Below are 20,857 nucleotides of genomic sequence, written 5' to 3' on the forward strand. Positions count from 1 at the left end.
GCCTGCAGGCGGATTATTCATCCGCTGAATTGACCGAGATCACGGTGGCGGTGATATCACCTCTGCCGAGACGGGTGTTGATGGCGTCTCCCGGGCTGACGTCGGCTGCATCACGGAGTATCAGGCCATCGCTTTGGCGGCGGGCTATGGCGTATCCACGTCCCAGGGTCGCCAGCGGGCTGACCAACTGCAGGGTCTGGCCGGTGTGGCTGAGCCGGTCATGGTGCCGGTCAAGGCGCCGACGAATCCCGGTCTGTAGTTTGTCCTGCAAGCGGGCGAGCAGGTCGTGATGGTGGTCCAGTTGGCGGCGCGGGGATTGGGTGCGGAGGCGTTGGACCAGGTGTCCGGCACGCACCGTGCGTTGCTGCAGCGCCTGCTGGAGGGCCTGGCCAAGCCGGACATCCAGCTCATCCAGGCGCTGGGCCCTGTCCATCAGTTGTCGTCTTGGATCACGCAGCCGCGCCGCCAGATGGCCGGTCTGGGTTTGCATTCGTTGCAGCGCCCGGCGGACGCCATGGGTGAGGCGGCTGTACTTTTCGTCCACCTGCCTGACCCATTCCCGCTGGTCCGGCGACACTTTCTCGGCAGCGGCCGAGGGCGTGGGTGCGCGCAGGTCGGCAACGAAATCCGCAATCGTCACATCCACCTCGTGACCAACGGCACTGACGGTCGGGATGCGGCAATCGGCGATGGCGCGGGCAACGGCCTCCTCGTTGAAGCACCACAGGTCCTCCAGCGATCCGCCTCCGCGACCAATAATCAGCACGTCAGCGACGCCGTGAGCCTGGGCCTGTTCAATGGCGCGAACGATGTCCGCCGTGGCGGGCTTGCCCTGGACGGCGGTGGGGTAGAGCGTTACCGGTATGGCGGGGCATCGTCTTGCCAGTACGGTCAGAATATCGTGAATGGCAGCCCCGGTGGGGGAGGTGACTACGCCAATGTGCCGCGGTGCGGTTGGCAGCGGTTTCTTGCGGCCAACCTCAAACAGGCCCTCCTCGGCAAGCTTGCGTTTGAGTTCCTCGAAAGCCTGTTGCAGGGCGCCCAGGCCTGCCGGCTCGAGATGCTCGACAATAATCTGGAAATCGCCGCGATTCTCGTACAGGGTGACCTTGCCACGGATGCGAATCTGGTCACCCTCCCTGGGCAGTTCGCGGATGCGTTGGTTGAACCCTTTGAACATGGCGCAGCGTACCTGGCACTTGCGGTCCTTCAGGGAAAAATACCAGTGCCCGGATGACGGGCGGGAAAAACCGGACATCTCCCCCTCGACCCACACTTGCATAAAGCTGGTTTCCAGCAGGTGTTTTGCCTGATGGTTCAGTTCACTGACGCTCAGTGCCCGTGGGCGTGAATCCTGAAAAGGGGTGTTCAACGTCTGACTCCCGGGTTAAACATACGCAATAGCCGAAAAGTGAAGAGCAAAAATAGCGGAATTTCAAAAAGATGCAATTGAACCTTAAAACCGCTGCGGTTTACTGTAAACCCACGCCCATTTATAATAGATCGATTAAGGTTCTCGCACTGCCAGGCCACGCCGGGTACGGCATGTGAATTCCCAACTTAGCACGATCAAAAGGCGGATCCCAATGCTGCGAATTGCCGAAGAAGCCCTCACATTCGACGATGTTCTGCTGATCCCAGGATACTCGGAAGTTCTTCCTCACCAGGTCAGTCTGCAAACCCAACTGACCAAGGGCATTACCCTCAACGTTCCGCTGCTTTCATCAGCCATGGACACCGTGACAGAGGCGGAGCTGGCTATCGCCATGGCACAGGAAGGCGGCATCGGAATCATGCATAAAAACATGAGCGTCGAGCAACAGGCGGCGGCGGTTCGCAAGGTCAAGAAATTCGAGAGTGGTGTGGTGAAAGATCCCATCACTGTCACCCCTGGCACCACGGTGCGAGAGCTGGTGGATATCACCATGGCCAACAACATCTCCGGCCTGCCGGTGGTAGACGGGCGCGATCTGGTCGGTATTGTGACCGGCCGTGACATTCGGTTCGAGAGCCGCATGGACACGCCGGTCTCTGACATCATGACCCCGAAGGACAAGCTGGTGACGGTTCGGGAAGGCGCTAGCCTGGATGACGTCAAAGAATTGCTGCATCGCCACCGCATCGAGAAGGTGCTGGTGGTGAATGAAGAGTTCGAGCTAAAGGGGCTGATTACCGTTAAAGATATCCAGAAAGCCAAGGATTACCCACTGGCTTGTAAGGATGAGCAGGGCCGCCTCCGCGTCGGCGCAGCGGTCAGCACGGGTGGCGATACTGAAGCTCGTATTGCGGCGCTGGCGGAAGCGGGTGTTGATGTGATCGTTGTGGACACCGCCCATGGCCACTCCAGAGGTGTTATTGATCGCGTGCGCTGGGTGAAGGAAAGCTTCCCGGAGGTTCAGGTGATCGGTGGTAACATCGCCACGGCCGACGCGGCGATTGCGCTGGCCGAGGCCGGAGCTGATGCGGTCAAAGTGGGTATTGGTCCGGGCTCCATTTGCACCACCCGTATCGTGGCCGGTATTGGTGTACCACAGATTTCCGCCGTGTCTAATGTCGCGGCGGCCCTTAAAGATCGTGGCGTGCCGGTGATTGCGGATGGCGGTGTGCGTTTCTCCGGGGACATTGCCAAAGCCATCGCCGCTGGCGCTCACAGCGTGATGATTGGCAGCCTGCTGGCGGGTACCGATGAGGCACCGGGTGAGGTCGAGCTGTTCCAGGGGCGCAGTTACAAGGCGTACCGTGGTATGGGATCTATTGGTGCCATGGGGCAAGGCTCCAGTGACCGCTATTTCCAGGATGCCAGTAAGGGCATTGAAAAGTTGGTTCCCGAAGGTATCGAAGGCCGTGTCGCCTGCAAGGGCCCGATGCGCAATATCGTGCATCAGCTGATGGGTGGACTGAGAGCCTCCATGGGCTACACCGGCAGTGCCACTATGGAAGAGATGCGCACCAAACCGCAATTTGCCCGCATTACCAACGCGGGTATGCGTGAGAGTCACGTGCACGACGTGACCATCACCAAGGAAGCACCCAACTACCGTATCGGTTAAGTACTGCCGTTCCGGGCGCGGCTCAGGGTCTGAGCCGCGCTTATTATTTCTGATCCGAGGACTCCATGGCCCAGAACATTCACGACCACCGCATTCTGATTCTCGATTTTGGCTCCCAGTACACCCAGTTGATCGCGCGCCGCGTTCGTGAAATCGGGGTCTATTGTGAGATCAGGGCCTTTGACATCACCGATGAAGAGCTCGAAGCGTTCAATCCCAAAGGCATTATCCTTGCTGGCGGTCCGGAATCCGTAACCCAGCTCGGTGGTCCCCGGGCGCCAGAGGGGCTGTTTGATCGGGGTATCCCGGTGCTTGGCATCTGCTATGGCATGCAAACCATGGCAGAGCAACTTGGCGGTCGGGTTGCCAGCTCGGAGAAGCGGGAGTTCGGCTATGCCCAGGTCAAGATTCGCGCGGCCGGCCCGCTGCTGCAGGGCATCACTGACCACCTGACGGCAACAGGCGATTCGTTGCTCGATGTGTGGATGAGCCATGGCGACAAGGTTGTGGTGCTGCCCGAAGGGTTCGAGCTCCTGGCGTCCACCGAGAGCGCGCCCATCGCTGCCATGCAGGATCGTCAGCGGCACCTGTATGGGGTTCAGTTCCATCCGGAGGTGACCCACACCCTGCAGGGCAAGCGCATTCTGGAGCATTTCGTGCTGGACATCAGTGGCTGTGAGGCACTGTGGACTCCAGCCAAGATCGTGGATGATGCCGTTCAGCAGATTCGTGAGCAGGTGGGTAGCGACAAGGTTCTGCTGGGGTTGTCTGGCGGCGTGGACTCGTCGGTGACCGCGGCATTGCTGCACAAGGCGATTGGCGATCAGCTGACCTGTGTGTTCGTGGACAATGGCCTGCTGCGCCTGCACGAGGGTGATCAGGTGATGGACATGTTCGCCAGCAACATGGGCGTAAAGGTCATCCGTGTCGACGCGGAAGATCTGTTTCTGTCCAAGCTGAAGGGTGAGGCGGATCCGGAAAAGAAGCGCAAGATCATCGGCAACACCTTTATTGACGTGTTCGATGAAGAGGCTGCCAGTATCCGCGACGTCAACTGGCTGGCGCAGGGCACCATCTACCCGGACGTGATTGAATCAGCGGCCTCCAAAACCGGCAAGGCCCATGTGATCAAGTCTCACCATAACGTGGGTGGCCTTCCTGAGACCATGAAGATGAAGCTGGTCGAGCCATTGCGGGAATTGTTCAAGGATGAAGTCCGCCGTATCGGCCTCGAACTGGGCCTGCCTTACGATATGGTGTATCGCCATCCGTTCCCGGGGCCGGGCCTGGGTGTGCGCATTCTCGGTGAGGTCAAGAAAGAGTATGCGGAAATCCTCCGCAGTGCCGACGCCATCTTCCTCGAGGAGCTGCACCGTGCGGATTTCTACCACAAGACCAGTCAGGCCTTCGCCGTGTTTCTTCCGGTCAAATCCGTCGGTGTGGTGGGGGATGCCCGCCGTTACGAGTATGTGATTGCATTGCGCGCGGTTGAGACCATCGATTTCATGACCGCCCGTTGGGCCCACCTGCCTTACGATCTGCTGGAAACGGTTTCAAACCGGATCATCAACGAAATTACTGGTGTATCGCGGGTTACCTACGACGTGTCCTCCAAGCCTCCCGCCACCATTGAGTGGGAATAAGCGCCGGCTGAATCACCCATGACCGATCGTTCCAATGAAGACGAACATTGGATGACCCGCGCCCTGACGCTCGCCGCTGAAGCGGCCGCTCGGGGCGAGGTGCCGGTCGGTGCGGTGGTTGTGCTGGATGGCGTTGAAACAGGGGCGGGCTTCAATGCTCCGATCAGTGGCTGCGATCCAACGGCTCATGCTGAAATCCGTGCGTTGCGGGATGCCGCCCGGCGTGTCGGGAACTATCGCTTATCCGGCGCTACCCTGTACGTTACTCTGGAGCCCTGCACTATGTGTGTTGGCGCGATTGTGCACAGCCGCATCAGCCGGTTGGTTTACGGTGCCGCGGAACCCAAGGCCGGAGCCGTGGAATCGGCCCGGCGAACACTGGACGAGCCGCATTTTAACTGGCAGGTTGAGCGTAAAGGTGGTGTTCTTGAGCAACGGTGCAGTGCCATCCTCAGTGAATTTTTCAGCAGCCGGCGTGCCGAAATCCGGCGCCAGAGGCAATTACAGCAACAAAATTCAGTCAAGGGTAGCAGCGAGTCATGAACGTATTGGTCACCGGCGGCGCCGGTTATATTGGCAGTCACGTTGTTCGTCAGCTTGGTGCTGCCGGGCACTCCATTGTGGTTTTTGATAATCTGTCGACGGGTTATCGCTGGGCCGTGACCTGCGGCGAGCTGGTGGTTGGCGACCTGGCCGATGAAGCGGCCATTGCCGACGTGTTCGCCCGTTACCGCTTCGACGCGGTTCTGCACTTCGCCGCCAACATTGTAGTTCCCGAGTCGGTGGCCAATCCGCTCAAGTACTATCGCAATAATACTCGTAACACCCTGAATTTGCTAAAGGCCATCGCGGAGCACCAGGTTCCTTACATGGTGTTTTCGTCGACCGCTGCGGTCTATGGTATGCCGGATGAAGCCGTGCTGACCGAGGATATGCCATTGGTGCCGATCAACCCCTATGGCGCCTCGAAGATGATGAGTGAACGCATGATCATGGATCTGGCGGCCGCCACATCGCTGAATTACGTCATTTTGCGTTACTTTAATGTGGCTGGGGCCAATCCGGATGGGCTCTTGGGCCAGGCGACCCCGGAAGCCACTCATCTGATCAAGGTGGCTTGCGAATGCGCGACCGGGCAACGGGACGGTATGAGCGTGTTCGGAACCGATTACGACACCCGTGATGGTACCTGTGTCCGCGACTACATTCATGTCGAGGATCTGGCCAAGGCACATGTGATGGCGCTGAATCACATGGCCGGCGGTGGTGAATCGAAGGTGCTTAATTGCGGTTATGGCAGCGGGTTTACCGTGCGCGAGGTGATTGACGTGGTCAAGCGCCTCTCCGGCGTGGATTTCCCGGTCGAGGAAGTCGGGCGCCGGGCAGGGGATCCGGCGGCGCTGATGGCCGACAACGGGCGCATCAAAGAGGTGCTCGGCTGGCAACCGGATTACGATGATCTCGACACCATCGTGGATACTGCGCTCGCCTGGGAAAAACTCTGGCAACACCGTCGGGCCAGCGACAACGCCTGACCCTTTTAATTTTTTAACGTTACACACGCGGGATTGAACGGATGAAGATTACGATTTTTGGTACCGGATACGTTGGGCTGGTCACCGGCGCCTGCCTGGCGGATGTGGGCCATGACGTATTATGCATGGACGTTGACCAGGCCAAGATCGCCAAACTGAAGAACGGCCACATACCCATTTATGAGCCGGGACTCGACAGCATCGTCAAGCACACGGTGGAAGCCGGCCGGCTTTCATTCACTACAGACACCGCGCAAGCGGTTCAACATGGTGTACTTCAGTTCATCGCGGTAGGCACCCCGCCGGATGAGGACGGCTCCGCGGATCTGCAATACGTTACCGCCGTTGCGCGCTCCATTGGTGAGCACATGGAAGGCTATAAGGTGGTGGTGGACAAGTCCACGGTGCCCGTGGGAACCGGAGACAAGGTCAAGGCTGCCGTGCGTGCCGAGCTGGACCGTCGCGGCCTGGAGTTGGAGTTCGACGTGGTTTCCAACCCCGAATTTCTCAAGGAAGGGGCGGCGATTAACGACTTCATGAAGCCGGACCGCATTGTGGTGGGTACCGACAGCGACAAGGCTGCGGACATGTTGCGTGAGGTCTATTATCCTTTCAATCGCAGCCACGACCGCATGATTTTCATGGATATCCGTTCTGCGGAGCTGACCAAGTACGCAGCCAACTCCATGCTCGCTACCAAGATCAGCTTCATGAATGAAATCGCCAATCTGGCTGAACGCCTCGGAGCCGACATCGAAGCGGTGCGCCGTGGTATAGGGTCAGACCCGCGAATTGGCTATCATTTTATTTACCCCGGCTGTGGCTACGGCGGCTCCTGTTTCCCGAAAGACGTCCAGGCTCTGGCACGCACTGCACGGGACTGCGATTACGACGCGCGCCTGTTGAATGCCGTAGAGGCGGTCAACTACGCCCAGAAGCACGTGCTCTACGACAAGATCAGTCACTATTTCAATGGAAATCTGCAGGGCAAGGTGGTGGCGCTGTGGGGGCTTGCTTTCAAACCCAACACCGACGACATGCGTGAGGCGTCTTCCCGCACGTTGATGGAGGATCTCTGGAAAGCCGGGGCATCGGTTCAGGCGTTTGATCCGGAAGCGATGGAAGAGACCCAGCGACTGTACGCTGAGCAGTCCGGCCTCAGTTTGTGCGGGACCAAAGAGCAGGCGCTGAAAGGGGCGGACGTGCTTGCCATCTGCACCGAATGGAAAGAGTTCCGCTCGCCGGACTTCGGAGGGATTGCCAGTGCACTCCGGGAGTCGGTGGTGTTCGACGGCCGCAACCTGTATGAGCCGGACATGCTGGCACGCCATGGCCTGATTTACTACGCCATCGGCCGTGGCCGCAACCAGTTCCAGTTTGACTGAAATGACCGAGCACCGGGACTTTCAGCTGCACCCACGTCTTGCGGCGGACACCATCGGCCTTGGTTACACCCGCCTGTGCGAGGTGCGGCTGATGAACGATCGCACCTGGCCCTGGGTAATCCTGGTGCCGGCGGTACCGGCGATCCGCGAAATCTATGAGCTCGATGTCGAGGCGCAGCAACGGTTATTGCTGGAGTCTTCGGCGCTGAGCCGCCAGATGATGGCACTGTTTTCCGGTGACAAGATCAATGTGGCGGCGCTCGGCAATATGGTGCCGCAATTACACCTGCACCATATTGTCCGCTTTGACGGTGATCCGGCCTGGCCAGCACCGGTGTGGGGCAAGCAGGCGCCCGTTCCCTACAGTGACGTGGAGCTGGTATTGGTGCGCTCGAAGCTCGATCCGGTCATTTCCTCTCTTATCTGACCCGTTACGCCACTCGCGCGCTTTGAACGCAGCGTAGGTTTTTTGTATTGGTGGCCTGTTCTGCATGGGTATTCTGACTCTCTGGGCCAAAAGTCGCCCTTCGCACTCTGTATATAGGTATTTTCCGGAACCCGCGGTGTATACCTTCGTGTACTTACAAAAACTGTGACGCAGATCACAAAAAAATACATAAATACAGAGAATGAACCCATGGCGAATCTTTCCCTTGTTAGCGCACCTGCCCAGGAATCTCCACAAGAGGCGGATATCATCAATTACCGGCACCTTGCCATTGGCTTGCTCTCGGCCAGGGTTTACTCGGAGTCCACCTCGGAGCTGATCAGCGAGTGCGCGGTGCTCGACTTCGATCGTGACGGAGTGGCGCTGATTCTTCCGGAAGACTGCTTAGAGCCTGAGCAGAACATTCGGGTGTCTCTGGCTCGCAAGCACCACGGCCGCGACCTCAATGATGACGTCGCGATCAGCTTCGTGCCGGGCAATATTCGCTATGTGCAGGAAGTGGACAGCGGTGTGCGGGCAGGGGTCAAGCTGGAATACGCCGGTTGCCCGGACATCGAAGAGGCCTGTCGCGCCCGTGTGATCAAGATCGAGAACTATCTGCGTCGACACCAGGTTGACGCGCAGCGCGCAGCCGCCACGGCCGCGTCGTTGCCAAAGGACTACCAGTTTGGCGGCAGAACGAAATTTGCCATCTGACTGTCGCACAAAAAAGCCCGCCTTATGGCGGGCGTAAATTGCCGTCTGGAGGCAATGACTCAACAATAGGATAGTCTCTATCCCATCTATCAAACGGTTGTTAAGTCGCAAAGGTTCCAAATAATTCGCAACCTTCTCTCATGCTCAGATTTTTGGTGTTTTCCCATGAGCCGCGAGGGCTTGCGAGCCGACCAGAATCATCCGCAATTCGGTTTTGATTTTTACTTTCAGTTCTTCCCGTTCTTTCGGAATGGCATCCAGCGCCTCGGCGCCCTGGTTGAAAACCAGTGTTACCATGGCTTCTGCCACCACCCTGGCATCGGACAGTGGTCGTTTCTGCTCGTCGGCGAAGCGACGCAAATCGTCTGCCAACTCGGTTACGAAATGATCGATTTCAGCACGGATGGCAGTCCGAAAGGGCTTGGATACCCCGGTACGCTCGCGCAACATGAGGCGGAAGAGGTTGGCATTATTGCTGAGGTACTCCATGAAGGTTTCAACGGAGGTGCTGATGGCGCTGCCGTCCCTTGCGATGCGCTTTCTGGCATGGCGCATTAACTGACGTAGCGCGACGCCCCCCTCGTCCACCAGTGCCAGTCCGAGCTCGTCCAGCTCGGCGAAATGACGGTAAAAGGAAGTTGGGGCGATGCCCGCCTCCCGCGCAACTTCCCTCAGGCTCAGGCTGCCAAACCCACGGTCAGCGCTGAGCTGGGCCAGGGCAGCGTCCATGAGGGCGCGACGTGTTTTCAGTTTCTGCTCGGCACGGGACGACAAAACAACGACTCCGATTGCTGTAATAACGCACCATTCTATCGGTCCGTCCTCAAGGCGTCACCCACCGTGATTGGAGCCTGATTTTCGCGCGTATTGTGTTTATAATGGGCGGCTTTTCCAGTAGTGTCCGCCAAATCCATATTTTGCACACATTTATGCACACATCTGAAACAACGGGAACCGGTATGCGCAGTCATTATTGCGGTGGTATCAACGAATCTCACATTGATCAGGAAGTAACGCTTTGCGGTTGGGTCCATCGTCGTCGCGATCACGGTGGCGTGATCTTTCTGGACCTGCGGGACCGGGATGGTATGTCCCAGGTCGTCGTTGACCCCGACACCCCTGAGAGCTTTGCCCTGGCGGAAAAGGTTCGCAGTGAGTTCGTTGTGAAAGTGACTGGCCGTGTTCGTCGTCGGCCTGCCGGCACTGAGAATAGCAACATGCCCACCGGCCAGGTCGAGTTGCTGGGCAAGGAACTGAGCATTCTTAATGCCGCCGCGACTCCTCCGTTCCCGCTGGATGAGCACGTCGATGTGGGTGAGGATGTGCGCCTCAAGTACCGCTTCGTAGACCTGCGTCGTCCGGAAATGCTGAATCGCCTGCGATTCCGCTCTCGTGTCACCAGCTATATCCGTAACTACCTTGATGGCAATGGCTTCATGGATGTGGAAACCCCGATTCTGACCCGGGCCACGCCGGAGGGCGCACGGGATTATCTGGTGCCCAGCCGGACCCATGAAGGTTCGTTTTTCGCGCTGCCGCAATCGCCTCAGCTTTTCAAGCAGTTGCTGATGGTGTCCGGGGTTGATCGTTACTATCAGATTGCCAAGTGTTTTCGGGATGAGGATCTGCGTGCGGACCGCCAGCCCGAGTTTACCCAGGTAGATATCGAAGCGTCGTTCATTGATGAGGAATCTTTGATGTCATTGAATGAGGGTATGATTCGCTCTCTGTTCAAGGACGTGCTGAACGTTGACCTGCCGGAATTCCCCCGCATGCCTTACGCCGAAGCCATGCAGCGCTACGGAAGTGACAAGCCCGACCTGCGGATTCCGCTGGAACTGCTCGATGTGGGCGATCTGGTGGCAAGCGTGGATTTCAAGGTGTTTGCCGGCCCGGCCAATGATCCTAAAGGCCGTGTGGCCGCCCTGCGTGTGCCCAAGGGTGGCGATCTGTCCCGCAAGCAAATCGATGACTACACCAAATTTGTTGGCATCTATGGCGCCAAAGGTCTGGCGTACGTCAAGGTCAATGATGTGGCCAAAGGCGTCGAAGGCCTGCAGTCACCGATCATCAAGTTCCTTGGCGACGACGTCGCCATGGCCATTATCGAGCGCGTAGGTGCGGAAGACGGCGACATTGTCTTCTTTGGTGCCGACAAGACCAGCGTGGTCAACGAAGCCCTGGGTGCCTTGCGGATCAAGGTGGGTCACGATCTGAACATGCTCACCGCCGAATGGGCACCGATGTGGGTAGTGGATTTCCCGATGTTCGAGGAAACCTCTGACGGTGGCCTGACCGCGATCCACCACCCCTTCACTGCGCCTTCCTGCACCGCGGAAGAGTTGGCCGAAAATCCGGCTACAGCGTTGTCCCGCGCCTACGATATGGTGCTTAACGGCACTGAACTGGGCGGTGGTTCGATTCGTATCCACGACGAGAACATGCAGCAAGCGGTTTTCCGTATTCTCGGTATTGGAGAGGAGGAAGCCCGCGCCAAGTTTGGTTTCCTGCTCGATGCCCTGAAGTTTGGTTGCCCACCCCACGGTGGTCTGGCCTTTGGTCTGGATCGGCTGGTGATGCTGATGACCGGCGCCACGTCCATCCGCGACGTAATTGCCTTCCCGAAAACCCAGAGTGCCACTTGCCTGATGACCCAGGCTCCTGGTGAGGTGGACGAGAAGCAACTGCGAGAGCTGCACATCCGTCTGCGTAAGCCCGTTAACAAGGTGATCGAAGGTAACAAGGCGGACACCAGCGAGGCCGGGAGCAACCCGGCAGAAAGCTAGTCCAACCAAGGAAGCTGATGTGGCGATCATTCTGGGCGTAGATCCGGGGTCCCGAATCACCGGGTACGGTATCATCCGGGCGGAAGGGCGCCACATTGAGTACATCGACAGCGGTTGCATCCGCATGGGTGAAAAGCCCATGGCGGAGCGCCTGCAAGCGATCTTTCACGGTCTTGCCACATTGATCGGGGAATACCGCCCGCAAGAATTTGCCATCGAGCAGGTCTTCATGGCCCGTAATCCGGACTCCGCACTCAAGCTTGGTCAAGCAAGGGGCGCTGCCATTGTCAGCGCTGCCAACAGCGGATTACCGGTGCACGAGTATTCTGCCCGCCAGGTCAAGCAGGCCGTGGTAGGCAAGGGCGGCGCCGATAAGTCTCAGGTCCAGCACATGGTGCAGGCACTTCTTTCTCTCTCCCGCAAACCCCAGGCAGATGCCGCAGACGCGCTCGCCATTGCCTTGTGTCATGCCCATATGAGCCAGAGCGTGGCCCGGCTCTCCGCCGGCGGAAAAGTTCGCAACGGTCGGGTCCGACAACAATAACCGGCGCTGTCGCGCCAAAGGAGTAACCCGTTGATAGGCCGAATTCGAGGCACACTTGTGGAAAAGTCACCGGGTCAGGCGCTGGTTGAGTGCGCCGGGCTGGGTTACGAAGTGGATATTCCGTTCACCACCTTTTTCCACCTCCCGGAACCGGGAGAGGAAATCGCCCTGCACACTCACTTCGCGGTCCGCGAAGATGCCCAGAGCCTGTATGGGTTCGCGTCGCGGCTGGATCGCGATTTGTTCCGCTTGTTGATCCGCGTTAACGGCGTTGGGCCAAAACTGGCGGTCGGGATCCTGTCAGGGCTCGATGCCCATCAATTCATCCGTTGTGTCGAAGCCCGTGACGCCAATTCGCTGGTCAAACTGCCTGGTGTGGGTAAAAAAACGGCGGAACGCCTGCTTATTGAAATGACAGATCGGATAGGGCAACTTGAGGGGCAGTTTGTGCCCCTGTCGTCGGCAGCGACAGGAGACAGGGGTGTTGGAGCCGTTGTGCCGGCTTCAAGCCATGCCCCGCGGGATGAGGCCGAAGCTGCTCTGATTGCCCTCGGTTACAAGCCTCAGGAGGCCACCAGGGCGATCGGTAAGGTGGCGGAAGAGGGCATGTCATCGGAAAACCTGATCCGTCTTGCGTTGCGCAATATGATTCCTGCCGGATGAATCTGACGTAACTTACGACCTGTCTGGCGCCGAATCTGTATAGAGCGTAACGTGACAGCCACAGAGGCGTTTGTACAATTGGGGTTCCTTGATCCCGAAAACACTGTACAGCCATGAAGTTGGGGTTTTTAGTGGGGTTGAGAGCCCGGGTAACGCGATGATTGAGTCTGATCGACTGATTTCAGCCCAGGGTGGGCAATACGAAGAGGTGCAGGATCGTGCCATCCGGCCAACGTTGTTATCTGAGTACGTCGGCCAGCCTGCGGTGCGAGAGCAGATGGATATCTTCATCTCCGCCGCGAGGGGGCGGGAAGAGGCACTGGACCACGTACTGATTTTCGGGCCGCCGGGTTTGGGGAAAACCACGTTGGCCAACATCATCGCCAACGAGATGGGTGTCGCGATCAAGACAACGTCGGGCCCGGTGCTGGAGAAGGCAGGCGACCTGGCAGCCATGCTGACGAATCTGGAGGAGGGCGATGTGCTCTTCATCGACGAGATTCACCGCCTTAGTGCGGCGGTAGAGGAGGTGCTCTACCCGGCGATGGAAGATTACCAGCTGGATATCATGATTGGTGAGGGACCCGCCGCCCGCTCTATCAAGTTGGACCTGCCGCCCTTCACCCTGGTGGGGGCGACCACGAGAGCGGGGTTGCTGACTTCGCCGTTGAGAGATCGCTTCGGTATTGTCCAGCGCCTGGAGTTTTACAACACGGCTGATCTGACCCATATTATTCTGCGGTCTGCGCGGCTCTCCTCCGTGGCCATCGACGAGGGGGGTGCCTATGAAATTGCCCGGCGCTCGCGGGGCACGCCACGAATTGCTAATCGCCTGCTCCGGCGGGTGCGTGACTATGCCGAAGTGAAAGCGGATGGTCGCATCAGTGACAGTATTGCGGATCGGGCACTGAACATGCTGAAGGTGGACGACCAAGGCTTCGATCACATGGACCGCCGGTTGCTGCTGGCAATGATCGAGAAATTTGATGGTGGTCCGGTCGGCGTGGAAAGTCTGGCGGCGGCCATCAGCGAGGAGCGAGGCACCATTGAAGACGTGCTGGAGCCCTTTCTTATTCAGCAGGGGTTCATGGTACGGACGCCGCGGGGGCGGATGGTGACCTCCAGTGCCTACGAGCATTTTGGCGCGGTGCCGGCACGCTCAGGAAAGGAGGATCTGTTTGACTGAGCAGGACTTCGCCGAACCGTTCCAGCTGCCGGTCAGGGTGTACATCGAAGACACGGATGCCGGAGGCATCGTATTTCATGCCAGGTATCTACACTACATGGAGCGCGCCCGAACGGAATGGGTGCGGGCCTGTGGAATCGGTCTGAGGGCCGGGTTGGCCGACAACATCAGTTATGTGGTCCAGCGCCTGACGATTCACTATGCCGTGCCGGCGAAGCTGGATGATGAATTGCTGGTCACCGCTGAGCCGGTGGGTTTCGGGCGGGTGTGGATGGATTTTCGCCAGCGGGTGTTCAGGAACGTCCAATCGGCAGACGAGGCTGTGTTGCTGGCGTCCGCCGATGTGCGGGTAGCCTGTGTGGCGTTGGATAGTGGGCGGCCGAGGAGGCTGCCGGACAACATGCGTGAACTGCTGGAACGGGTTCACGACAACCAACTGTAAACCGGAACAAGCCAGGAGTAGAAGGTGGAGTCAGAAGTTTCTGTTTGGTATCTCATCGCTAACGCGGGGGTGCTGGTACAGCTGGTCATGCTGTTACTGGTTCTGGCTTCCGTGGTGTCCTGGGCGCTCATTTTTCAGCGTTTTCAGGTTTTCCGTAAGGCCCGTCAGGCACAGCTCGCGTTCGAGGAGCGGTTCTGGTCCGGCATGGATCTGGGGCAGTTGTACCGGGAAGTGAACAGCGACCCCACGCCTTTTTCAGGCATGGAGTCCCTGTTCCGTGCCGGTTTCAAGGAATTCTCCCGCCTGCGCCAGCAGAGCCGGGATGCCGATGCGGTTATGGAGGGCACTCAGCGGGCCATGCGGGTTGCGTTCTCCCGAGAGCAGGAGCGCCTTGAAGCGTCGCTGCCGTTTCTGGCAACGGTGGGCTCCACCAGTCCATACATCGGCCTGTTTGGTACAGTATGGGGCATCATGAACTCCTTCCGTGGTCTGGCTCAGGTGCAGCAGGCAACTCTGGCTACTGTCGCACCGGGGATCTCCGAGGCGCTGATCGCGACCGCGATGGGCCTGTTTGCGGCCATACCAGCAGTGATCGCCTACAACCGGTTCTCTGCCATGTCGGATGCGTTGCTGAAGAACTATGAAACTTTCGCAGACGAATTCTCAAGCATCCTGCATCGCCGTGTGCATAACAGCGAGCAGTCATCCGCCGCATGACAGCGGGCAGTCTGCGTAGAGCGGCCAGGGGAGACAAGGCATGAAAGGCATGGGAATGATGCCGGCGAACCGCCGGAAGCCAATGTCGGAAATCAACGTGGTGCCCTACATCGACGTGATGCTGGTACTGCTGATTATTTTTATGGTGACGGCGCCGATGTTGACGCAGGGTGTCAAAGTCGATCTGCCGGAAACCGCCTCGGATCCCATCCAGTCCGACAAGGACGTGGAGTCGATCATTGTCTCGGTTGATTCTAACGGTGCCTACTTTCTGGAAGTGGGCGACGAAGACAGCGATCCCATGTCTCTGGGTGAGGTTCGGACACAGGTGGCGAAAATTTTGTCCGTCGGCAGTGCCAGGGAAGTGCTGGTGCGTGGTGACGAGCACGTCGAGTACGGCACAGTTGTTCGGCTGATGGCTGAGTTGCAGGGTGCCGGCGCCACCAGCATCGGCTTGATCACCGAAGCACCATCCACCGAAAACTGAGCATAAAGCGGGCAGGTTTTTGTGACAGGTCAGGATCGTGATGTAACCCGTACCGGGCAGCAACCCTGGAAATCTCCCGTTGCCTTGTCACTGCTTCTGCACGGTCTCATTGTGGTGGTGGCTCTGACCGGGTGGTCCTGGAGTACGCCTCGGGATGAGCCGCAGCCGCAGAGCATTGCCGCGCGGCTCATTACTCAGCAACAGCCAGAGCCAAGCCCGGTGGTTGAAGAGCGGGAGCAGCCGGATCGAGACGAGGAGCGGCGGCGTGATCAGGAAGAGCAGCAGCGTCGGGAAGCGGCTGAGCGCCGCGCGGCAGAAGAAGAGAAGGCCAGGGAAGAAGCGCGGCGGATAGAACAGGAAAAAGAGCGCAAGCAGCAAGAGGCTGAAGCGCTACGGAAGCGTGAAGAGCAGAAAGCCCGCGAGGAAGAGGCCGCACGCCAGAGGGCCGAGGCTGAGGCAAAGGAACGCGAGCGGCAGCGGGCGGAAGAGGAGAAGCGGCGTCAGGAAGAGGCCCGACAGGCCGAAGAAGAGCGCCGCAAGCAGGAAGAGGAACGTCGGAAACGGGAAGAAGCCGAGAAACGGGAGCGTGAAGAGCAGGCTCGCCGTGAAGCTGAGCAGAAGCGCAAAGAGGCGGAACGGCGCCTGCGTGAGCAGCAGCTCGAAGCGCTGGCGGAAGAGGCGGATCGGGCGCAGCAAGCTGAGGCGCGGCGACGGCAGGAAGCGGCTGCAGCCAAAGCCCGGGAAGCGCGGATGATGTCGGAGAGTGAGAAGTACCAGGCACTGATCCGCGAGCGGCTGAGCCAGGCCTGGTATCCCCCGTCATCTGCCACCGAGGACATGACGGCAAGATTGCAGATCACCTTGCTGCCGACCGGTGAACTGCAGGCCGTCAAACTGGTGAGCAGCAGCGGTAATACGGCTTTTGACAATTCTGCCCTCGGGGCAGTCAAATCGCTCAGTCGTTATCCGATTCCGGATGATCGGGACACGTTTGAACGCTACTTCCGCCAGTTTACAATCGAATTCAATCCACGGCGGTTGCAATAAGGAAAATGGGAAAGCTGATGACGAATCGGACCAGAATACCCGGAAAAACATCGCGCATCCGCTACGCATGCCAGCTGGTGTGTGTCCTCTTTCTGTGGGCATTGCTGGGCAGCGGCCAGGCGTCGGCCGAGCTCACCATCCGAATCACGGAAGGTGCTGATGCGGCGATTCCTGTTGCGGTGGTGCCCTTTGCCGAGAGTGGTGGTATTCCCTCCGGTGACAAGGTCAGCAGCATCGTTCAGGACGACCTGACCATGAGCGGCGAATTCAGCACGCTCGCGCCGGAAAAAATGCTGAGTCTGCCCTCACAACGTTCCGAAATGTATTTCCGCGATTGGCGACTGCTGGGGCAGCGTTACGTGGTGGTGGGGCAGCTCAGCCGCAGTGGAGACCGTGTTGAGGCCCGCTACGAGCTGTTTGATGTCAATCGCGAGGAGCGCATTCTGGGGTCTTCGGCCAGTGCGAGCGCAAACAACATGCGCACGCTGGCGCATCACATCAGCGACAAGGTCTATGAGGCCATCACCGGGGTGCCGGGGGCGTTTTCCACTAAGCTGGCGTACGTCACCCTGGATCGTGCCAGCGGAGAGCCTCGCTACCGCCTGCAGGTCAGTGACGTGGATGGTAAGCGCGCTCGGGTCCGGCTGGAGGGCAAAGAGCCCATTCTGTCGCCCGCCTGGTCGCCGGATGGTGAAAAGCTGGCTTACGTATCGTTCGAGACCGGGCGCCCCGCGGTGTTCATTCATGAGCTGGCCTCTGGTAACCGGACCCGCATTGCCGAGTTTCGGGGGCTCAACTCGGCGCCAGCGTGGTCAGACGATGGCCGCTCGCTGTTGTTGACGCTGTCCAAAGATGGCAACGCCGAGATTTACCGTATGGACATCGCCAGCAAGAATCTCAAGCGACTGACCAATCACTGGTCCATAGATACCGAGGCAAGCTGGGATCACACCGGCAACGGGTTCTTTTTTACCTCAGACCGGTCCGGTGGCCCGCAGATCTACCACAAGTCCAGTGAGAACGCAGATCCCCGCCGTATCACATTTGGCAGTCGCTACAACGCGCGACCGCGGCCGGATAACGAAGGCAAGTACGTGTATTACGTGCATCAGCGTGACAGGGCGTTTCACATCGCGCGGACAAATCTCAAAAGCGGAGAGGAAACGGTCCTCACCCGCACCGAATCTGACGAGTCTCCAAGCGTGGCACCGAACGGCCGCATGCTGATTTACGCGACCAAGCAGAGTGGAAACAGTGTATTGACCGTTATTTCGGCGGACGGCGGGGCAGCCTACAGCCTGCCGGCGTCCGAAGGCGATGTGAGAGAGCCGGCCTGGTCGCCGATTCTGCGTTAATTCATCTGAAAGCAGTAAACCAATAGGAAGGAAACGTTATGAAGATCACAGCTCATCAGAAAGCATTTGCAATGGTACTTTCCCTTGGCCTGGTTGCCGGCTGTAGCTCCACCGGGGATACCATGGAAGACGGCGCTTATGGCTCCGACGTCGAGGCGGTGGATCAGGATGGTGGCAGCACCGTATACGGCGGCGGCGACCGTGATGGTGTGTCCTCGTCTGACCTGACCGACGAAGAGCTCCGTGAACGCGAGGAGCGGGCGGAACAGGAAGCGATGCGCAACATCACCACCTTCTACTTCGACTTTGATACGGCGGAAATCAAGCCGGAAGCACGGGAAGTGCTGGTCGCCCATGCCCGCTACCTCGAAAACAACCCCAACCAGCAGGTTCGTCTCGAGGGTCATGCGGATGAGCGTGGCACCAAGGAATACAACCTGGCGCTGGGCGAGCGACGAGCCAACGCAGTTGAGCGGTTCCTGATCGTGAACGGTGCTTCCCGCGGACAAATGGAAACCGTAAGCTATGGTGAAGAAAAGCCGGCTGTGATGGGCTCTGATGAAAGTGCCTTGGCCCAGAATCGCCGTGTTGAACTCGTTTTCGAGTAACAGCTAAACAGCAACAGGACCCCCCATGAGACACACGCTCATGGCGACAGTTGCCCTCTCGCTGGCGTTTGCGCCAGTGGGAGGCGCGCTGGCGCAATCTGCCACTCCGGTGTTTCAGGACAGCGCGTCTGAAGCCCGAAAAAATGCCGGGAACAGCCAGGCCAACGCCGAGCTGTTTTACATGATCCAACAATTGCAGGGTGAGGTTCGCCGGCTTCAGGGAGAAGTCGAGGAACAGCGTAACCTGATTGATCGACTGACCCGCCAGTCGAGAGACCGGTACATTGATCTTGATCAGCGGATTCTGGAACTCTCGGAAAAAGCGTCGTCTGCAACAAGCTCCGCCGAACAGGGCGCAGCATCGGATTCTGCCAGCGTGGAGCGGCCCGCCGCCAAGGTCTACCGTCAGCCGCAAGCGGACGAGCGCAAGGCGTACGAGCAGATTCAGGACCTGATTCATAAAGACAAGAAGTACGACGAAGCCATCAACCGGATTTACGATTTCGTCGACAAGTACCCGGAGGGGGATCTGTCGGTGAATGCCTATTACTGGCTGGGCGAGGTGTATCTGGTCAAGCCGCAGCTTGAGCAGGCCAAGCAGGCCTTTACCATTGTGGCGACCCGTTATGCCGACCATCGCAAGGCTCCGGACGCGGTCTACAAACTGGGCGTTGCCCTTGACCGTTTAGGCGAGAAAAACGAAGCGAAAAGTCGCATGGAATCGGTGGTGCGCAACTATCCGGAGTCGAACGCGGCCAAACTGGCGCAAAAGTATCTCGATTCAGCGGACAGTTAATAACCAGTCTTGAAAGAATGTTGAGAAACCCGAACAAAAGGGGTTGATCAGCGCCCAAAAATCATTACTATATGCGCCTCGTTTGGGTCGTTAGCTCAGTTGGTAGAGCAGTTGGCTTTTAACCAATTGGTCGAAGGTTCGAATCCTTCACGACCCACCAAATTGAAAGTATGGCAGCTGGCTGAGCGGTTGCGGTGCTTGATCCTGTTATGGGTCGTTAGCTCAGTTGGTAGAGCAGTTGGCTTTTAACCAATTGGTCGAAGGTTCGAATCCTTCACGACCCACCAATACGAGACGAAGCGTCATGCTTCTGATCTGAAAAAGAGCCTTCGGGCTCTTTTTTTTTGCCCGCACGCACCCAATGATATACTCCGATGGCCACTGAAACACAGAGACGCAGTAATGACACAAGCCGAAGACCGCATTCTGGTTCAAGAGCATCTGGCGCACCAGGCTGAACCGAAACCGTTAAGCGATGACGAGAAAGCCCGGCTCGAAGCTCGCATCCGTCAGGCGTTGAAAGAGCAGGATGCGGTGTTGGTCGCGCATTACTACACCGACCCGGAAATCCAGCGTCTGGCTGAGGAAACCGGCGGTTGCGTCGCTGACTCTCTCGAGATGGCCCGATTCGGTAATCAGCATCCGGCGACGACCGTTGTGGTGGCGGGTGTGCGCTTCATGGGTGAGACCGCGAAAATCCTCAACCCGGAAAAGCGGGTGCTGATGCCTACTCTGGAAGCTACCTGTTCGCTCGACATCGGGTGTCCGGCGGATGAGTTCGCGGAGTTCTGCGATCAGCATCCGGACCGCACTGTGGTGGTGTATGCCAATACCTCAGCCGCGGTGAAGGCGAGAGCCGACTGGGTTGTCACCTCCAGCTGTGCTCAGGCCATCGTGGAATCACTCGATGCCAGGGGCGAGAAGATCCTCTGGGCGCCAGACAAGCACCTGGGCCATTATGTGCAGAAAACCACGGGCGCCGATGTGTTGTTGTGGGATGGGTCGTGCATTGTGCATGAGGAATTCAAGTATCGCGGTCTCGAAGATCTGAAAGCGATCTACCCGGATGCCGCCGTGCTGGTCCATCCGGAATCTCCGGATGCCGTTGTGGAAATGGCCGATGTGGTGGGATCCACTTCACAGCTTATCCATGCGGTTCAGACGTTGCCTAACCAGCAGTTTATCGTTGCCACCGATAACGGCATTTTCTATAAGATGCAGCAGCTGGCTCCGAACAAAACGCTGATTGAGGCGCCGACTGCGGGTAACGGAGCAACCTGCCGAAGTTGTGCTCATTGCCCCTGGATGGCAATGAATGGGCTAGAAAACCTGCTCCATGTGCTTGAGCACGGAGACCAGGAAGTGCTGGTGGGAGACAACCTCCGTGAGCAGGCCCTAAAACCACTGACGCGAATGCTGGATTTCACGGCGGGGATGAATCTGCAGGCTGCCGGCAACGCCTGATCCGG

21 protein-coding genes and 2 tRNA genes are annotated in these 20,857 nt (G+C 58.4%); 21 read left to right on the forward strand and 2 right to left on the reverse strand.

The window, feature by feature from the left end:
* Positions 1-13 precede the first annotated feature (13 nt).
* Entirely contained in the window at positions 14-1,372 is a 1,359-nt protein-coding gene (gene xseA / locus R0125_RS06210) for an exodeoxyribonuclease VII large subunit (protein ID WP_317237525.1), read from the reverse strand.
* Between the two features lie 214 nt (positions 1,373-1,586).
* On the opposite strand from xseA, the gene guaB reads away from it, so the two are divergent.
* The 7 genes from guaB to R0125_RS06245 all read left to right on the forward strand — a co-directional run bounded on the left by guaB (position 1,587) and on the right by R0125_RS06245 (position 8,757).
* Entirely contained in the window at positions 1,587-3,050 is a 1,464-nt protein-coding gene (gene guaB / locus R0125_RS06215; RefSeq protein ID WP_248181009.1) for an IMP dehydrogenase, read from the forward strand.
* 65 nt (positions 3,051-3,115) lie between these two features.
* A complete protein-coding gene (gene guaA, locus R0125_RS06220; protein WP_248181010.1) occupies positions 3,116-4,693 on the forward strand; it encodes a glutamine-hydrolyzing GMP synthase in 1,578 nt (525 codons plus the stop codon).
* 18 nt (positions 4,694-4,711) lie between these two features.
* The gene (gene tadA / locus R0125_RS06225; protein WP_317237526.1) at positions 4,712-5,236 is read left to right on the forward strand and encodes a tRNA adenosine(34) deaminase TadA; all 525 of its coding nucleotides are present in this window, start codon (positions 4,712-4,714) and stop codon (positions 5,234-5,236) included.
* Positions 5,233-6,228 (forward strand): UDP-glucose 4-epimerase GalE, encoded by a 996-nt coding sequence (gene galE / locus R0125_RS06230; protein ID WP_317237527.1) that lies wholly within the window; start codon positions 5,233-5,235, stop codon positions 6,226-6,228. Before tadA ends, galE begins: the two co-directional genes overlap by 4 nt.
* 41 nt (positions 6,229-6,269) lie before the next feature.
* Positions 6,270-7,613, forward strand: a complete 1,344-nt coding sequence (locus R0125_RS06235) for a UDP-glucose/GDP-mannose dehydrogenase family protein (RefSeq protein WP_317237528.1) — start codon at positions 6,270-6,272, stop codon at positions 7,611-7,613.
* Between the two features lies 1 nt (position 7,614).
* A complete protein-coding gene (locus tag R0125_RS06240; protein ID WP_317237529.1) occupies positions 7,615-8,040 on the forward strand; it encodes an HIT family protein in 426 nt (141 codons plus the stop codon).
* A 210-nt stretch (positions 8,041-8,250) separates the two neighbouring features.
* Positions 8,251-8,757, forward strand: a complete 507-nt coding sequence (locus tag R0125_RS06245; RefSeq protein ID WP_248181014.1) for a hypothetical protein — start codon at positions 8,251-8,253, stop codon at positions 8,755-8,757.
* A gap of 144 nt (positions 8,758-8,901) precedes the next feature.
* Here the strand turns inward: R0125_RS06245 and fabR are convergent, their stop codons facing one another.
* Positions 8,902-9,531: an HTH-type transcriptional repressor FabR gene (gene fabR / locus R0125_RS06250; RefSeq protein ID WP_317237531.1), complete on the reverse strand. Its 630-nt coding sequence runs from the start codon at positions 9,529-9,531 to the stop codon at positions 8,902-8,904.
* Between the two features lie 185 nt (positions 9,532-9,716).
* Here fabR and aspS point away from each other — a divergent pair, with 185 nt between their 5' ends.
* The 14 genes from aspS to nadA all read left to right on the forward strand — a co-directional run bounded on the left by aspS (position 9,717) and on the right by nadA (position 20,852).
* Positions 9,717-11,543 (forward strand): aspartate--tRNA ligase, encoded by a 1,827-nt coding sequence (gene aspS, locus R0125_RS06255; protein ID WP_317237532.1) that lies wholly within the window; start codon positions 9,717-9,719, stop codon positions 11,541-11,543.
* A 19-nt stretch (positions 11,544-11,562) separates the two neighbouring features.
* Positions 11,563-12,087 (forward strand): crossover junction endodeoxyribonuclease RuvC, encoded by a 525-nt coding sequence (ruvC, locus tag R0125_RS06260; RefSeq protein ID WP_248181017.1) that lies wholly within the window; start codon positions 11,563-11,565, stop codon positions 12,085-12,087.
* Between the two features lie 30 nt (positions 12,088-12,117).
* Entirely contained in the window at positions 12,118-12,750 is a 633-nt protein-coding gene (gene ruvA, locus R0125_RS06265) for a Holliday junction branch migration protein RuvA (RefSeq protein ID WP_317237533.1), read from the forward strand.
* A gap of 157 nt (positions 12,751-12,907) precedes the next feature.
* Positions 12,908-13,936, forward strand: coding sequence for a Holliday junction branch migration DNA helicase RuvB (gene ruvB, locus R0125_RS06270; protein WP_248181019.1), 1,029 nt, complete (start codon positions 12,908-12,910; stop codon positions 13,934-13,936).
* The gene (locus R0125_RS06275) at positions 13,929-14,378 is read left to right on the forward strand and encodes a YbgC/FadM family acyl-CoA thioesterase (RefSeq protein ID WP_248181020.1); all 450 of its coding nucleotides are present in this window, start codon (positions 13,929-13,931) and stop codon (positions 14,376-14,378) included. The genes ruvB and R0125_RS06275 overlap by 8 nt, the downstream gene beginning before the upstream one ends.
* 24 nt (positions 14,379-14,402) lie before the next feature.
* Positions 14,403-15,095 (forward strand): protein TolQ, encoded by a 693-nt coding sequence (gene tolQ / locus R0125_RS06280; protein WP_317237535.1) that lies wholly within the window; start codon positions 14,403-14,405, stop codon positions 15,093-15,095.
* Positions 15,096-15,135: 40 nt separating this feature from the next.
* The gene (gene tolR / locus R0125_RS06285) at positions 15,136-15,582 is read left to right on the forward strand and encodes a protein TolR (protein WP_317237536.1); all 447 of its coding nucleotides are present in this window, start codon (positions 15,136-15,138) and stop codon (positions 15,580-15,582) included.
* An 84-nt stretch (positions 15,583-15,666) separates the two neighbouring features.
* Positions 15,667-16,629 carry a cell envelope integrity protein TolA gene (tolA, locus tag R0125_RS06290; RefSeq protein WP_317237537.1) on the forward strand — a complete coding sequence of 321 codons (963 nt, stop codon included), beginning with the start codon at positions 15,667-15,669 and terminating at the stop codon, positions 16,627-16,629.
* Positions 16,630-16,646: 17 nt separating this feature from the next.
* Entirely contained in the window at positions 16,647-17,984 is a 1,338-nt protein-coding gene (gene tolB / locus R0125_RS06295) for a Tol-Pal system beta propeller repeat protein TolB (protein ID WP_317237538.1), read from the forward strand.
* Positions 17,985-18,022: 38 nt separating this feature from the next.
* Entirely contained in the window at positions 18,023-18,592 is a 570-nt protein-coding gene (pal, locus tag R0125_RS06300) for a peptidoglycan-associated lipoprotein Pal (RefSeq protein ID WP_248181024.1), read from the forward strand.
* A gap of 25 nt (positions 18,593-18,617) precedes the next feature.
* Positions 18,618-19,388, forward strand: a complete 771-nt coding sequence (gene ybgF / locus R0125_RS06305) for a tol-pal system protein YbgF (RefSeq protein WP_317237539.1) — start codon at positions 18,618-18,620, stop codon at positions 19,386-19,388.
* 84 nt (positions 19,389-19,472) lie between these two features.
* Positions 19,473-19,548, forward strand: a tRNA-Lys gene (locus R0125_RS06310).
* A gap of 51 nt (positions 19,549-19,599) precedes the next feature.
* A tRNA-Lys gene (locus tag R0125_RS06315) sits at positions 19,600-19,675 on the forward strand.
* 115 nt (positions 19,676-19,790) lie between these two features.
* Complete coding sequence (nadA, locus tag R0125_RS06320; RefSeq protein ID WP_248181035.1) at positions 19,791-20,852, forward strand: quinolinate synthase NadA; 1,062 nt, start codon at positions 19,791-19,793, stop codon at positions 20,850-20,852.
* The last annotated feature ends 5 nt before the right edge of the window (positions 20,853-20,857 follow it).

The organism is Marinobacter sp. M-5 (assembly GCF_032911545.1).
GTDB lineage: Bacteria > Pseudomonadota > Gammaproteobacteria > Pseudomonadales > Oleiphilaceae > Marinobacter > Marinobacter goseongensis.